Annotated in this window: 9 protein-coding genes; 3 read left to right on the forward strand and 6 right to left on the reverse strand. The window is 55.2% G+C overall.

Annotated elements, in window-relative coordinates:
- Nucleotides 1-42: 42 nt before the first annotated feature.
- The 3 genes from RB_RS20440 to RB_RS20450 form a co-directional block, all read right to left on the reverse strand.
- On the reverse strand, nt 43-1,665 hold the full coding sequence (locus tag RB_RS20440) for a protein adenylyltransferase SelO (RefSeq protein WP_011122546.1): 1,623 nt from the start codon (nt 1,663-1,665) through the stop codon (nt 43-45).
- A gap of 135 nt (nt 1,666-1,800) precedes the next feature.
- Nucleotides 1,801-3,153, reverse strand: coding sequence for a DUF1552 domain-containing protein (locus tag RB_RS20445; protein ID WP_164922962.1), 1,353 nt, complete (start codon nt 3,151-3,153; stop codon nt 1,801-1,803).
- A 7-nt stretch (nt 3,154-3,160) separates the two neighbouring features.
- Nucleotides 3,161-5,650 carry a PA14 domain-containing protein gene (locus RB_RS20450; protein ID WP_011122548.1) on the reverse strand — a complete coding sequence of 830 codons (2,490 nt, stop codon included), beginning with the start codon at nt 5,648-5,650 and terminating at the stop codon, nt 3,161-3,163.
- A 339-nt stretch (nt 5,651-5,989) separates the two neighbouring features.
- Between RB_RS20450 and RB_RS20455 the strand changes: the two genes are divergently transcribed.
- Nucleotides 5,990-6,970, forward strand: a complete 981-nt coding sequence (locus tag RB_RS20455) for a TIGR03009 domain-containing protein (RefSeq protein ID WP_164922291.1) — start codon at nt 5,990-5,992, stop codon at nt 6,968-6,970.
- A gap of 257 nt (nt 6,971-7,227) precedes the next feature.
- On the opposite strand, the gene RB_RS20460 is transcribed toward RB_RS20455, so the two are convergent.
- Entirely contained in the window at nt 7,228-8,205 is a 978-nt protein-coding gene (locus RB_RS20460) for a hypothetical protein (protein WP_011122551.1), read from the reverse strand.
- A 3-nt stretch (nt 8,206-8,208) separates the two neighbouring features.
- A complete protein-coding gene (locus RB_RS20465) occupies nt 8,209-9,483 on the reverse strand; it encodes a radical SAM protein (protein WP_007339900.1) in 1,275 nt (424 codons plus the stop codon).
- 420 nt (nt 9,484-9,903) lie between these two features.
- Here RB_RS20465 and RB_RS20470 point away from each other — a divergent pair, with 420 nt between their 5' ends.
- On the forward strand, nt 9,904-11,274 hold the full coding sequence (locus RB_RS20470; RefSeq protein ID WP_011122554.1) for a Gfo/Idh/MocA family protein: 1,371 nt from the start codon (nt 9,904-9,906) through the stop codon (nt 11,272-11,274).
- Between the two features lie 123 nt (nt 11,275-11,397).
- Here the strand turns inward: RB_RS20470 and RB_RS20475 are convergent, their stop codons facing one another.
- Nucleotides 11,398-12,783: a polysaccharide lyase gene (locus RB_RS20475; protein WP_164922292.1), complete on the reverse strand. Its 1,386-nt coding sequence runs from the start codon at nt 12,781-12,783 to the stop codon at nt 11,398-11,400.
- A gap of 538 nt (nt 12,784-13,321) precedes the next feature.
- On the opposite strand from RB_RS20475, the gene RB_RS20485 reads away from it, so the two are divergent.
- Entirely contained in the window at nt 13,322-14,875 is a 1,554-nt protein-coding gene (locus RB_RS20485) for a hypothetical protein (protein WP_011122556.1), read from the forward strand.
- Nucleotides 14,876-14,879 lie beyond the last annotated feature (4 nt).

The raw sequence follows: 14,879 nt of genomic DNA on the forward strand, positions 1-14,879 counted from the left end.
TTGTCCATCGATGTGCGCGGCTCGAACCAATCCGAAGATAGGTTATGAACTGCACGACAACATCGAACAACCCGGACGGTGACGCGCCCACTCGGGTCGCTTCTCGGCAAAGCGTTCTTTCCCCGGTTGATCGTCATACGGTCGACGTAGAACTTCCAACAACTCACTCACCAACGAATCGTCGCCCTTGTCACACGCATCGATCGCCAACTGAGCCAAGTAGTTCCGCAGCACATACTTCGGATTGACCGCATTCATTCGCTGCCGTCGCTGCGAATCCTCCGCGGGAAAACCATCGTCCGCCAAAACACGCGATTGATAGGAACGCATCCAATCCATCAACGCCTGCTGGTACTCTTCCGTGACTTCATCGGCAACGTAGTGCGCCTCGGAAAGATGACGAAGCACAGCCGCCAGTTCCAACGTGACAGGTTGCTCTCGCGTCCCAAGTTCAATGTCCGCCAACCGCCGATAGAAAATCGTCATGTCGGTCTCGGCCAATTGCAACAACGTCAACAACGAGTCGACCAACTCGTCATCGGTCTCACTCTCGTACTTGGACAGCCCCAGCTTGCCTGCCATCATTGAGTGCCAACTCTTTTGGAACTCCTCGACATAAACCGCGATCCCTCGTTGCAACGGTTCCGCTTCCTTGACCAACGGAACCAAAGCATTGGCCAACGCCACTAAGTTCCACTGGGCGATCTGAGGCTGATGAGCGTAGCGATACCTTCGCCCTTGCGCGTCGGTGGTGTTCGGCGTCCAGTCGGGATCGTAATCCTCCAGCCAACCGTACGGGCCATAGTCAATCGTCAGCCCAAGAATTGACATGTTGTCCGTGTTCATCACACCGTGGACAAAGCCGACTCGCATCCAGTGCACCACCATCTCCGCGGTCGTCCGGCAAACTTCCTCGAACATCGCCGCAATCACATCCGGGCCAATCTCGGCATCCGGCTCCGATAACAGATGCGAAAACTCCGATCGAATCGTGTGTTCCACCAGCGTTTGCAACGTCTCGGTGTCTTCCCGTGACGCGAAGATCTCAAAGTTGCCAAACCGAATGAACGACGGTGCGACTCGGCATACGATCGCACCCAGTTCATGCTCAGGATGCCCGTCATAGAACATGTCACGAAGCACCTTCTCACCGGTCAGCACCAAACTGAGAGCCCGCGTGGTCGGCACGCCCAAGTGATGCATCGCTTCGCTGCAAAGAAATTCGCGAACGCTCGATCGCAGAACCGCCAAACCATCCGCGGTCCGAGAGTATGGCGTCAGCCCAGCCCCTTTGAGCTGCAACGTCCAGTGCTTCTCATCCGCGGTGACCACTTCGCCAAGATTGATTGCCCGGCCATCACCCAATTGCCCGGCCCAATTTCCAAATTGGTGACCGCCGTAGCACATCGCAAAAGGATCCATGCCATCGGCCAGAGCGTTGCCGGCCAGAACCTCGGTCAGCTCGGCCGATCCCAACCACTTCGGATCCAAACCGATCAGCTCGGCGACTTCTTTGGATCCGGCCACCCATTTCGGAGCCGAAACCGGCGTCGGTTTCACTCGCGAAAAACCCGCTTGGTGAACTTGGCGAGTGAAATTTCGCGGCTCCGTGTCCGCAGGCAAATCTCGCGTGAATCGATTGTCAAACGTCAGATCAAATGTCACGCGAATATCTCATGGAGGCAAATGGCGCGAAGGATGGCAACTGGATCATGGAAACTCTACCAATCGTTCCAGCCCACGCCACCGCCGCTGCCATTCCTGTGCCACCACTAATCGCGAAATCAACCTTTCGCGAAATCAAACAAGTCCGGTCAGGGATCCATCGCCACAGAAGTCGGGGTTGCCGAAGCTCTTCTGAGGGAAGCCCATTTGCTCGGCGATCGTCATCAGGAATCGGTTGTGAGACACCTTGCCGTAATCCTTCGCTCGGCCGGTTCGCAGGCCTAAACCGCCACCGACACACACAAACGGGATGTCGTTGCGGGTGTGCGAGTTGCCTTTGCCAAGCTCGTTCGTCCAAATGATCGTGGTGTTGTCCAGCATCGAACCGCTGCCACCGGGCTCAGGTGTGTCCTGCAAACGTTTGGCCAGGTGAGCGATTTGCTCGCAGTACCACGTGTTGATTCGAATCAGTTTCTCGTACGCGTCTTCGTTCGAATCGGGCTCGTGTGACAAACCGTGGTGCCCTTCATCGATGTCCAACCAACGCATCCGAGGTTGACCGACACTGTTGGTGATTTGGAACGTCGCGACGCGAGCGAAGTCGGCCGCCATCGAACTGACCAACAACTCCATTTGCATCCGAGTGATCTCGGGCATGTTGTCGTTTTGAACTTCGACGTTGGGGGTCAATTCAGGGACCGCGTGGCCAACCGTCTTGGTGCTCGCTTCCAGTTCGATCTTTAGGTCCTTCTCGACCTTGCGAACCAACTCGACGTGCTGCTGCAACAAGTGTCGATCTTCCATGCTGACCATTGATTCAATTTTCTTGAAGTCGTCGGTCAAATCGTCCAAGACACTCGCCAGCAACTCACGGTTCTTGGCTTGGCCGTAGAGTTTGTCGAACATCTTGTACGGGTCGTCGATCGGTGCGACCGGCTGGTTGGCTCCCGCATAAGACATACGAGTCCAGGTGTCGGCGCGATCGGGAACCATCACACCGAATTCCAACGAACCAAATCGAGTTCGCGTCGATGGATCGGCTTGCAATTGATTCTTGAGGAATTGATCGATGCTGATGCCCATCGACCAACCCGCGGGCGTGTCGCTGCCGCCTTGGATGTCCCCGGGGAACAACTCGATTCCGGTCAGCAAACATCCCATGCCGCGCATGTGACCATCGCCGTCCCCTTGGATTTGGTTGCACAAACCCTTGATCGTCAGCGTTTGATCCGCGAACGGTTCGAGTGGTTTCAAGATCCGTTTGAATTCCAACTTCTCTTCGTCACCCTTGGGCCAGAAGTGATCTGGGATCACGCCGTTGGGGCTGAAGACGATGATCAACCGTTGACGTGGCGTCGCGTCGGCCGCCAAAGCCAGGCTGGGCAGGTTCATCGTGAAGTTCAACGCAGCGGCGCTGATGCCAGTGCGTTGCAAGAACCGACGACGCGAAAGACGTTTCGATGGTTTGCGTGGTGCAGTGGGTTCCATATTCATTTCAAGCTCCCGCCGTTTGATTGTTCTTAGGTTGTTTCTTCTTAGGCTCTGAATCTGGCAAGGCGTCGCTCGCCGCGATCACAGCAATGTCGACCATCAACTTTTTGATATTGAAGTCGGATTGCCGAAATGATTCCGTCAACTCGTCCAAGCCATGGGTGCCATAGGAGGCCACCGGTTGCTTGACAAAATACTGAAACATCCGAGTCACGAAGGCTCGGTGTGTGTCCGGATTCGCGATCGCCACTTCGGCCAATCCACGAGCCCCTTCGAATTCGATTCGTTCGTCGTCGCGAGTCAGGTAACTGCCCGATGCGTCGACATTCTTGTTCATGTCTTTTTCGCGGAACCTGCCAACCGCGTCAAAATGCTCGAGTGCAAACCCAAGCGGGTTGATTCGTGAATGACAGATCTGGCAGCTTTCAGGACTGGTTTGCAACGCCACTCGTTCACGGGTCGTCAGATCCGGATGCAAATCCGGGCTGAGTGGCGAGAACGCTTCGTTGGGTGGCCGTAGGGTGCGCCCCATCACGTGGCGAATCAAAAACACGCCGCGGTGAATCGGGGATGTCGCCGAATGGTATGACAACCGAGCCATCACCAACGGATGAGTCAACACACCGACATGAATGTTCGGGTCACGAACCGATTGAGTCCACGTGCCGGATCCATTCTGCTCGTCCGTATTCTCATCACCGGATTTGGCCGGCTTCCAAGCTTCTCCATAAAAATCCGCCAAACGTTGATTCGTGAACGACCAATCGGCCGCCAACAGTTGCCGAAAATCGCTGGTCTCACTCCACACCGTTGCGTCCAGGAACTGATCAAGCGAGGTCCTCAGATCCGCGATCAACTCTTCGCTGAAACCGGGGTACTTCTCATCGTCTTTGCGAAGGTCGTCCTCGGGACCAAGTTCCATCCAGTGATAAAGCATTTGCTTCAGTTTCACTCGAGTCCGAGCGTCATCGAGCATCCGCTCCGCCGCCCTGCGAATCGATTGTTCGTCCCGCAGCTGGTCTTTCTTGATTCGATCCTGCAACCAACCCTCCGATGGCAGTGAGTCGTGCAACACTAGTGCCAAACGATTGGCAACCTGCTGCGAAACCGTCCGATCCGCATCAAGGCTGGGATACAAAAACCGCGGTGACTTCAGCGTCATCAACACGACGGACTTAGTGATGTCGGTTTCGTCTTCAAACGCTTCGATCGCAGGAACCACAATGCGTTCGGGATGGACCGCTTCCGCATTTCCCCGGTGAGCAACCGTGACGAAGTCAGACAGAAAGTCTTTGAGTTTCTCTTCCCGAGAACGCTCATCCTTTCGATGCTTCCGAACGTATTCGTTCCACAACTGGTCTCGCATCGCGACGGCGAACTCGATCGCACCTTCCGTCACGGCTGAATCCCAAGCGACGTCGACCGAGATACCTCGTTCGAACCCGTAGGAACTGTCGTCGGGCGGCATGGTCGTGGAAAGTTGCAACGCAGGTGGACTCCAACCCGGGACCAACGCCGAAGCAGGAATGATTGTTTCAATGCCACCTGGAGGAACCCAAGAAAGCGAGATGCTTGCCGGTGGCGTTTCACCTTTTCTCTTGCGTTGGTTGAGGTCGATCTCAAGCGGATAAACCCGCCCACCGGTCAGCAACAACGTACGCCGAAATTCATTGCGACCTTCTGATTGGACATGGTTGTCGATCAACTGCTTCGAATCGTGACCAAAGTCCATCGTGAACGACGTTTTGCTTCGGACCACGATCTCATAGCGACCGGTTTGCTCGACACGCAATCCACCATCCCAGTGAGCATGAAATTCGTCCCAAGGAACACCTTCGCCGGGGCCTTCTTTGCCAAAGTCAAAATCAACAACCGAATCGACTCGTTCGATCTTTCGGTTCTCCTTCTTCCAACCTTTGCCCTCGTAAATAGAAACCGACAAACCGTGTTTCGATTGGTGGTTTTCCCAAGTCGTCTCTTGGAGCCCCGCGAAGTGGGCGTACAAGTCCGACAGGCTTTGACGAAACTGAGTTCCGGTCAAACGCTGTAAGGATTGTCGCGGCGGACGATTACGAATCTGCGCCGCTTCACTGTAGAAGGCATGATGGATGTAAGCCGCCACAGCCGCCGCTTCCTCACCGACGCAGAGATCGGGATCTTCCTCGGGCATCGTGTCCACGATGATCTCGGTCAATTCACCGATCGATCCATCACCCACCAAAGGATCCGGATAGAAATCTTCCGTTCCCGATCCCTTTTCACCATGGCACTGCAGACATTGCTCGGCATAGATCTTCAGCCCCGCCGACAAAACGGGATCTTCAGCGATCACTGAATCGAGCGAGCTGCTTTCGGCGGCCGGAACCGGCTGAGCCATGCAAGCGAGCAAAGCGAATGATGCGGCCGCACCGATCCGAAAGATCATCCCCATGCCGGCAAAAATGCCTGGGCAGGAGAAGGTGGAGGCGCGTACCAAATTTGGAATGCGTCGCATGTTTTCAACAGGATGGGAAAGGACGTGAACCCGAAGGCGGGTGCCAGAAAACTGACGTTGGATTCACCAAGGCAGGGCGTTGTATTTTAGGCGACTTAGGCGAACGTAACACCCCGAAAACCTTCATTTCGAGCGTCTAGCCACCCAATTCGTCTCCATAGAGCGCGTTTTGGCAGTGAACGGGAGTGGAAAACACCGTTTTTCGGCCTTTCGACCGCACGGTTCATTCAGATAGGCTCGGCGAATCGGATTCCCCCGATCCAGTCGGTCCCCGTTCAATTGACCGGCCAATCCGATTGACCCGATGGTCCGCCTCCCCATTTGATACGAGCGTCAAGGATGATGCGTTTGAATTTTTCGGTGATTCACCGACCGTTCTCCACACGTGCAGCGTTTCTGGCTGTCTTGACTGGTGTCGCTGGCTTCATGGTCACCACCAGTCAACCTGTGATGGCACAAGGCCGCGCCGCCGCACCTGCTCAAACACAGCAAACCGCCGCTCCCACCAATCCAAACGCAGCACCGTTTGCACCGCTGAGTGCGGCCGAGCAACAACGTCTCGATCAAATCTTGGCAGCTTGGGAACAGCAAAGCAAAGGCACCAAGACACTTGAGTGCGATTTCAAACGCTGGCACTTTGATCTCTTTGCCGCACCCGCGAATGTCTATGCGAACAAAGCCGAAGGCGTCATCAAATACGCCAATCCCGACAAAGGCTTGTTCCAAGTCAAAGCGGTCGTCAGCTACGACGGCATGGACGAAAAAGGACAACCGAAGTACTCCGCCAAACCAGGCCTGTATGGCGAACACTGGGTTTGCACCGGCACCGAACTGAAAGAATTCGACCACGCAACCAAGCAGTGCAAGATCCAACAGTTGCCACCCGACATGCAGGGACAACGCATCATCGAAAGCCCGTTGCCGTTTGTCTTCAATGCGGATGCTAAACAGATCAAACAACGGTACTGGGTCCAACCAATGCACTCACCCAAACCTGAATTGATCTTGATCGCGGCTTACCCGAAACACCAAGCCGACCGTGCTCAATACAAAGTCGTGCAAATCGCCTTGGACGCCAAAACGTTCTTGCCGCAAGCTTTGATCATGTACGCTCCCAACTTCAACCCAAAGACTCAACCGAAGTGGGACCACTACGAGTTCACCAACGTCAAACGAAACTCGATCCAAGCTAGTTTGCAAAAGTTCTTCATGCAGAGCTTCATCGAACAGGAACCACCATCCGATTGGAAGGTCTTCCGCGACAACTACAATGGCCCACCACAATTGGCCGAAGGCGAATCTCAAGGTCGCTTGAAGTAGGGTCGCTCTGAAGAACCAAGCAGCGACGTTGCTCTTTTGAGTGAAGGATTTCTGAGGTAGGCCGGATCAAGCCGCTCCGGCGATGATCCGGCGAACGTATCAAGTCATTGCCGGATGTGCGTCGCAAAGCCTCCTTCATTCGGCCTACGCTTGGCACATCAAAAGTTCCGATGTGCATGACTCAGTTCGGGTAGCGAAACTCGTCAAGAGTTTCGACTTGCTCGACGAAATCCCGAAAGTCTTGACGACTTCTGCTACTAAGCGATTGGCCAATCTTGGTTGGCCGCTGACAGGTCGTCGTGCCAACGTTGAACTTCGTTGGCTTCTTGGCATGGCCGACCGTTGCCAAACGAATCGACGTAGCGACAGGCTGCGTGTTGCTGGCGAGCCTGATCGTATTGCTTCACCCAAGCCTCACGTGCGGGCAGCCTGTCCGACGAAATCGGCCACACGCCCGGACGCGGCTTCATGTGTTCGCTCATCCCAACTCGCCATGGCTTTGGCGACACTCGAGCGCGGAAACAATTCTGGTTGAAGCACATCCGCACATAAACCGGATCGGCTTTGATCCGGTCAAAGAAGTCCAGTGCTTCCGCCCCGCGTGGATCAAACGTGGCGTGAGTGACCAGCACTCGATAACCCATGGGCGTCTCGTAAAGACGCAGCTTCCACTCGGGATGCGATTTCGCAAAGGATGCGATGCGTTTGCGTGCAATCGTTTCGGGCGTGCCACTCACGCGACGACGAACCGTTTCGATCAAGCTTCCAAACAGGGCCGCTGACAGCATCGACAAGAACAGCACCAGGAAAATGGGGTTGGTGATGTCCAATTGAAAAGACAAAACAAACAGCAACACGACGCTGACGACGAACGCGACCACATAGATCGCGCAACCATTTGATTGCGGCACGTCCACATCGGCAAACAGAATGTCCGGTGTGTTCAAACACAACGCCCCATAAGCGTTGCGAGTCAGAACGGCGTCACCGCGTCGATCAATGATCTCCTCGCGAATCGGCAATCCGTCGGCACCGTTGTAGGCCACCTTGGGCTCAGTGAACGGCAGCATCTCGCCGCGTTTGATCTCGGCAATGGCATCCGCAACCCGCTGATTCGCGTGCTTCTGTGCCTCTTCCACACTGATGTCCGACCAACCAAATCGCTTGACCTTCCGTTTGGTCTTTGCCCCGACAATGCGCTCGCTCGCTTCCGCCCAATACTCCGGAACAATCATGAATCAATTCAGCACGGGCAATTGCGAATCGGGCTGTCCCGCCGATGACTTCGGTGGCTGTTGGTCTGGATCGCGATACTGGCTCTCTTGATAGTGCTTGCCGTACGTTCCAAAGTCATTGAACGCGTACTTCTTTGCCCACCGATAAACGAAGCTGCGTTCAGGGATTTCGTCCCCTGGTTGATACTGACTGCGTCGCGGTTCGACGTTGCGAAGTTCCTCCATCACCTTTCCGCGAGCCGTCGTGTCACGCGCCCCGTGCTTGTCAGCCAATTCGAGCAACAGATCAGGCCGTTCCATGATCACACATCCGCGAGTGTTTTGGGCCGTCAGTTCGCGGAAGTCACGCAGGAAGCCAGACTCGTTGAAAGTTTCTTTGAGCGGTTTGCTGTCGTGGATCGATTCGGTTGCCAACTGAATCACGGGACACGGTTCGATATCCCCCCAAGGACCCACGTGGTGCGTGAAACCGGTGACCGCCGGACACAGCGCGTTGCCAGCATCATCGTGATAAGCATCGATGACGATGATCGGCTTGGTCGCTCGCGTGTCGACCACGAACTGTCGCACGCGTCGCTGCTCTTCGCTGGACAACGCCAACTGCGGATTGGGCTCGGGACCGACCGGTCGATAGATGTGGAACCACGTGTACATCACGCCCATCTCGATCAGCCGATCGACCCACTTGTCGCGAACCAAATCATCGATGTTTGATTTGCAAACGCTGGTGCAAACACCGACCAGCAACTTGTTTCGAACTGCGGCTTCGATACCCGCGATGGTTTGATTCAAAACTCCATCACGGCCGCGGCGTGTGTCGCTGATGATCTCCGATCCTTCGACGCTGATCAGCGGTGTGACGTTGCCGCACTTGCGAAGTCTCGCCGCGACTTCATCGGTGATGAAATGACCGTTGGTGAAGACTTGGAAGTAAACGTCCGGATGGGCCTCGAACAAATTCAGCAAATCTTTGTGCATGAACGGTTCACCGCCCAAGATGCCAAAGAAGCTGTTGCCCATCGCTTTGGCTTGTTCAATTGTTCGATTGGCCGCGTCCAGTTCAATCTTGTGTTGCTTTGCCCCGACGTCAACCCAACAACCTTGGCAGCGCAGGTTGCAACTGTTGATGACCGACAAATACAAAAACGGCGGGAAGAACTCGCCTCGTTTGAGTCGTCGTTTGTGACGATGGACGCTTCGCAATCCTTTCACACCGAGTGCCCAGACTGCTTTGGCGAGCAACCGTTTATCGGTTTCCATCGCGAATCGTTTGGCCATACGGAGGTACATCGGTATCTCAATCAATTGGGGCGTTGAATCTTCGGTGCCTTTCAGGCGACCAAATTCGTTGTCAAAAGTCCAGTCGCATTGTCCGAGTCCCACTCGCAATCCCGTTCATTTCGGCGGGTCGACCGACACTGCTTCATCTTAATGGCGAACCAATCCAGGTTCTCGCCAGGAACGCGAAATCGGTCACCCACTGCATCTCGACCCGATAAAACGGCCCATTTCCGAGGGATTCATCGATTGCCCATGAATCTGGCTGACTCGATTTTGATCGACATGTTCGAGTATACTGCACCAATTGTTTGCTTAAAGAAGCGGCATTTGAGGACTCCTTTGGCGTGTCTCATCGTTCGCCTGCGGGATCGGCCCCGCATTTCTACCCTGCCCATTCCCTCCTACTGAGGTCCCACCTTGAACCAAAATCCATCCAAACGTGAAACCGCTACCACAAACCGCCGAACGGTTTTGAAAGCGGTCGCGGGTGCCGCGGCCATGACGCCTTACTTCGCTTGGTCGCCTCGTTCGTTGGCCGACGAAATTGCCAATGACAAGATCAACATCGGATTGATCGGTGCCGGCGGCATGGGACGCGGAAACCTCAACTCCGCCAAGCAATGGCTGAACTTGGTCGCCATCGCGGATGCCGATTCCAGTCGCGCTCAGCAAGCCAACGATCAATTCAGTGATGGCAAAGCCGCCATGCACTCGGATTATCGAAAGGTGCTGGAACGCGATGACATCAAAGTCGTTCACATCGCAACACCGGATCACTGGCACACCAAACCTTTGATCGAAGCACTGTACGCCGGCAAAGATGTCTACTGCGAAAAGCCGATGACATTGACGATCGACGAAGGCAAATTGATTCGCAAAGTTCAAAAAGAAACCGGGCGAATCGTTCAAGTCGGAACGCAACAACGCAGTACGTTCGACAAGTTCGTCAAAGCGATGGCGATCGTCAACGAAGGACGTCTCGGCAAGATCCATCGTGTGCAAGCGGCCATCGGCGGAGCTCCCACCAGCGAAGCCCTGCCCGTCGCCTCGCCACCCGAAGCGTTGGATTGGGACCTGTGGCTCGGCCCAGCACCGAAGGTCGACTACCGTCGTTCGGAGAATGGCAAGCAGTCCAACGGTCACTATGAATTCCGTTGGTGGTACGAATACTCCGGCGGCAAACTGACCGACTGGGGTGCTCACCACGTCGACATCTGCAACTGGGCATTGAAGCTGAACGGTCAAACCGAAGGCCCTGTCTCGATCGGTGGTTCAGCTCAACATCCCGTCGAATACAAAGACGGCAAACCAGTCCAGATCGATCGCTACAACACAGCGACCGCGTTTCAATTCAACGTCGCCTATCCTGGTGGCACTGAAATGATCATTCGCAACGACACCCGCAACGGCGTGTTGATCGAAGGGGAAAAAGGTCGCATCTTTGTCAGTCGCGGCAACCTATCGGGTAAACCAGTCGAAGACTTGGCGGACAACCCACTGCCCGAAGATGCAATTTCAAAGGTCTACAAAGGCTTGCCGGTCGAGCACAACGAACGTCGTGCTCATTGGTTCAACTTCTTGCACTGCCATCGCGAAGGACTCGAGCCCATCTCCGACGTGCACACGCACATGGAAATGCTCAACGTCTGTCACTTGGCCGGCATCTCGGCTCGATTGGGCCGCGATCTGAAGTGGGACAACGAAAGCGAGCAAATCGTGGGCGACGATCAAGCCAACTCGATGTTGGCTCGTCCGTACCGCGAAGGCTACGAAATCGAAATGGGCTAAGCAGATAGGCAGGAATCATCGGACAAAACCATGTGAGCCGTTTGGGCGTTAGCTCCGGTTGTATGCGGGAGCAACAATGCTTGCCCAAACGGTCCAAATGTGGAAAGACTCCTGCCGACCTGCTCAAGGCGTCGACGAACCGGTCTCGGATTCCAAATAGTCGCAAAGCAATCCCATGTTTTTTACAAACGTTGCGGACTGAATGACTCCTTCCTTTGGCGTCACTTTGCGACCCTCGGGATCGCGAACAAACCCCGGTTCTCGCCAGCCTCCATCAGCATGCTGAGCCGCCAATATTTCTGCGATTCGATTCGCGGAAATCTTGGCGGCTTTTTCTGTGGTGCCATCACGCAGACGGCGGTAACGAAGCTCGATCGAATCCAACCTCGATTCACCGACGAATCCATAGTGATCAGGCATCTCCGAATCATCATTGGTCATCTCGTACTTCAAATTGAAATACAACGGCTTGTTGGTCTTCAGCTCGGTGTACCGCGGCATTCCGCCATCGGGTCGCAAACAAGATTTCAGATACGCGATCGCCGGTTCAATCGGCTTTAGAAACCTCGCGTCCTGAGTTGCTTCATACAAGTCCATCAATGTCTCGAGAACGGTTTGCGATTCGTGACCTGCGATGGCGGGTGGCTCGAACTTTCGATCCCAAACCGGGTGCATGTGTCGATCGTATTGCTGGGCCCACGCAGGTTGTGGTTCGGGCATCTGAGCACGCAGTAAAAACTCGCCGCCACGAATCGCGCAATCTCGATAACGATCATCACCGGTCGTTTTCCAGGCCAACAACATCATTCCGATCATGTCTTGGGTAATGCTGTCATTCAACAAATAGCAACCGGCGTATTTCTTCGTCCACGTGCGAGACCAATCCTCCGGGTAGCTGGCATCAATGATCGGGTAGTGCGAGACGCTCGGCTGTTGAACCGGCATGCGATCGTAGTTGTGACACCAGGCACCAATCGGGAACTGGGCCAAACGAGTCGACTCCAATGCGACATCAATGGTCCCGGACAAAGTCGATGAAGCAGGTTGGTTGGACACCTCCATCGCCGCCTGAAGATTCAGCAGGAAGGACACAGCCGCGGATGTCGTGTTGTCGTCCAAGACCGTTGTGTTGTTTTTGAATTTTCGCTGCCGCCAAATCTCCCAGCCACCGGGTTCGGGCGTGTGTGCCATTTTGCCGACTTTGGAACGCACTCCGACTCGATAGGGAATCTTGGCTCGCAGTTCCGGATCAAACTCGATGAAGTAATTCCATCCACCCGAAGCAAGCTGCCCTTCTATCAACGCTTTTGCAACATCGGTTGCCGCTTGGAAATGCACCGATTCGCCCGTCAGCAAATATGCTCTCAGAAACGCGTCCCCAACCGACGGCGTACCGGGCGGTTGAACCCAGACTCGGTCGTTGTTGCATGCTCCTTCTCCATTGCTGAGTTCACCATCAACGCTGCTGACCCATGCGTATCCGCCATGATCGGCAATGGTCGTGGACATGTACCTGGTCGCCTTGGCGAGAGATCGTCGAACCTCCGTCTGCGAGGGCGTATCCTGGGCGTTGATGTTCCCTATCCCAATCGGCAGGAGAATCATCCAACCCATCGCCGATGCGATTGAAACACAACTTCGTCTGCTGAAACAATGCATTGGCGAATCCTTGGGTAGGTACTGAGATCCCTGCGGAGGCACCTGTGCCCTTGGGGACTGTTGATTGAATGAGCCGAACCGCGTTAGCGGCGGTTGGTCAGACGCCAACCAGGGCTAACGCCCATCGGCTAATTGTTGTCACTCTGTATACGACTAAATCAACAGGCTGCTTGGGTAGGCACCGAGCACCATGACGGGACCGGGCCCATGGCGGGACCGAGGCAAATGATGGTGGGAAACAGCCATTCTATCTCACCGAGATTCGCGTTGAGCAGTTCGATTCACGACGAGCCCAGACGGTTGCGATTGAACAAATGCCTTCGTTTCAGGGCATCGATCTGCTTCGCCCGCTATATCCCCCGTAGGTTCAGGCGTTTATCCTACGACCATGAGCGAATTCCTCCTCTATTACCGACGCCCCGACCCGACGACGTGGGTTTACATGTCGTCGTTTTTGACGATTGGCCTGTTCTTCGTCTTCCGTCGTTTTTGGAGCATCCGCAATCTCGACATCGTGCTGCTGATCTTGCTGGCACCCGGATTGTTGATGGTCAACGAGGGATACCGTCGGCAAACACGTCTGGCCCGATTGGCGTCCGCGGAAATCAGTGCCGCCGCCAATGCCATTCCCATCGAAGCGGAAGTGGCCCCCGAGGAGGCTGCGCCGGCTGAGTTGCCCCCCACCGATGAAACGAGCTCAGAATCCGAAACAAGTCCCGGTTCGCAACCGGTGACGACGGAAGCCCCCGCCGAACCTGAGTCACCTCCAGCACCACGCGAACTGACCGCGGAAGAACTGACCAAGCTGCAGGAGTCCGATGCCTACCGCCGAGCGGCCGGGTTGCAACGAACAGGGTTCATCACCCTGTTTGGTATTCAGTTCCTGGTGCTCCTGCGAATGTTGCTCGATCCATTGATGGTTCGGCGACCACTGCTAGATCCCAACTTGACCACCGGCGGATTGAACTTTCTGGGCATTTCGTTGTTCATCTTCATGATGGCCAACGTGGTGGCCAGCACACCTGAGATTCAACAAGAACAAGGTCCCAAGCTGGGGCCCGGGTACGCGCTGATCAACATGTTGCCGGCCATCCCCACACGACCGATCAGCGAAGCGATTGCCGGTGCCGAACCACCAACAATGGCGGAGTTGACCGCCGCGGAACAACGTCGAACGATGATCGCAAAGATTATCGCCATCTTGGCTCAGTCCGCCGTGTTGATTGGCATTCTGCTGATCGGCAATCGACACTTCGGAAACCTCCGTGCTGGTGCCGGTTGCGCGACGCTGTATCTGTTGATGCCCTACACGGCTCAAATGACTGGTCGCGTTGACCATGTCGTTCCCGCTGCGCTGATTTTGTGGGCGGTGCTGATGTATCGCAAACCTTTGATTGCAGGGTTGTTCATCGGTGCCGCGGCTGGATTGCTGTACTACCCGTTGTTTCTGCTACCGCTGTGGTGCAGCTTCTATTGGCAGCGAGGCGTTGGAAGATTCGCGGGCGCCGTGTTGGTCGCACTGACCGTCCTGATGGCGTTGCTAGCATTCGCCGGTGGTGAACCGTTCCTGACACATGTCCAGCGGATGTTCGGGGTGCTCAATCCCAATAAAGGTCCCAATGAACTGACCGGAATTTGGGAACTCGGTTGGAATCCAATCTGGCGTTTGCCGGTGATCGTCGGCTACGTGATCCTGAGCTTCTTCTTCGCCGTTTGGCCCGGACAAAAGAACTTGGGCATCTTGATCAGTTGCTCCGCCGCTTTGATGGTCGCGGCACAATTCTGGCACGGCTACGGCGGTGGCCTCTACATGTCCTGGTTCCTGCCATTGCTGTTGCTGACCATTTTTCGACCCAACCTTCAAGACCGAGTGGCGACGAAAGTCATCGATGGACGTTCGCGTCCAACCCGTCGGTCCTCCACCGCATTGGATGCAGCCTGAAACG

Source organism: Rhodopirellula baltica SH 1 (assembly GCF_000196115.1).
Classification (GTDB): Bacteria; Planctomycetota; Planctomycetia; order Pirellulales; family Pirellulaceae; genus Rhodopirellula; species Rhodopirellula baltica.

Coding starts and splice junctions, on each gene's coding strand:
- RB_RS20460 (WP_011122551.1), bottom strand. CDS start 8,205: ATGATTGTTCCGGAGTATTGGGCGGAAGCGAGCGAGCGCATTGTCGGG.
- RB_RS20445 (WP_164922962.1), bottom strand. CDS start 3,153: ATGGAACCCACTGCACCACGCAAACCATCGAAACGTCTTTCGCGTCGT.
- RB_RS20475 (WP_164922292.1), bottom strand. CDS start 12,783: ATGTCCACGACCATTGCCGATCATGGCGGATACGCATGGGTCAGCAGC.
- RB_RS20465 (WP_007339900.1), bottom strand. CDS start 9,483: ATGGCCAAACGATTCGCGATGGAAACCGATAAACGGTTGCTCGCCAAA.
- RB_RS20455 (WP_164922291.1), top strand. CDS start 5,990: ATGATGCGTTTGAATTTTTCGGTGATTCACCGACCGTTCTCCACACGT.
- RB_RS20485 (WP_011122556.1), top strand. CDS start 13,322: ATGAGCGAATTCCTCCTCTATTACCGACGCCCCGACCCGACGACGTGG.
- RB_RS20450 (WP_011122548.1), bottom strand. CDS start 5,650: ATGCGACGCATTCCAAATTTGGTACGCGCCTCCACCTTCTCCTGCCCA.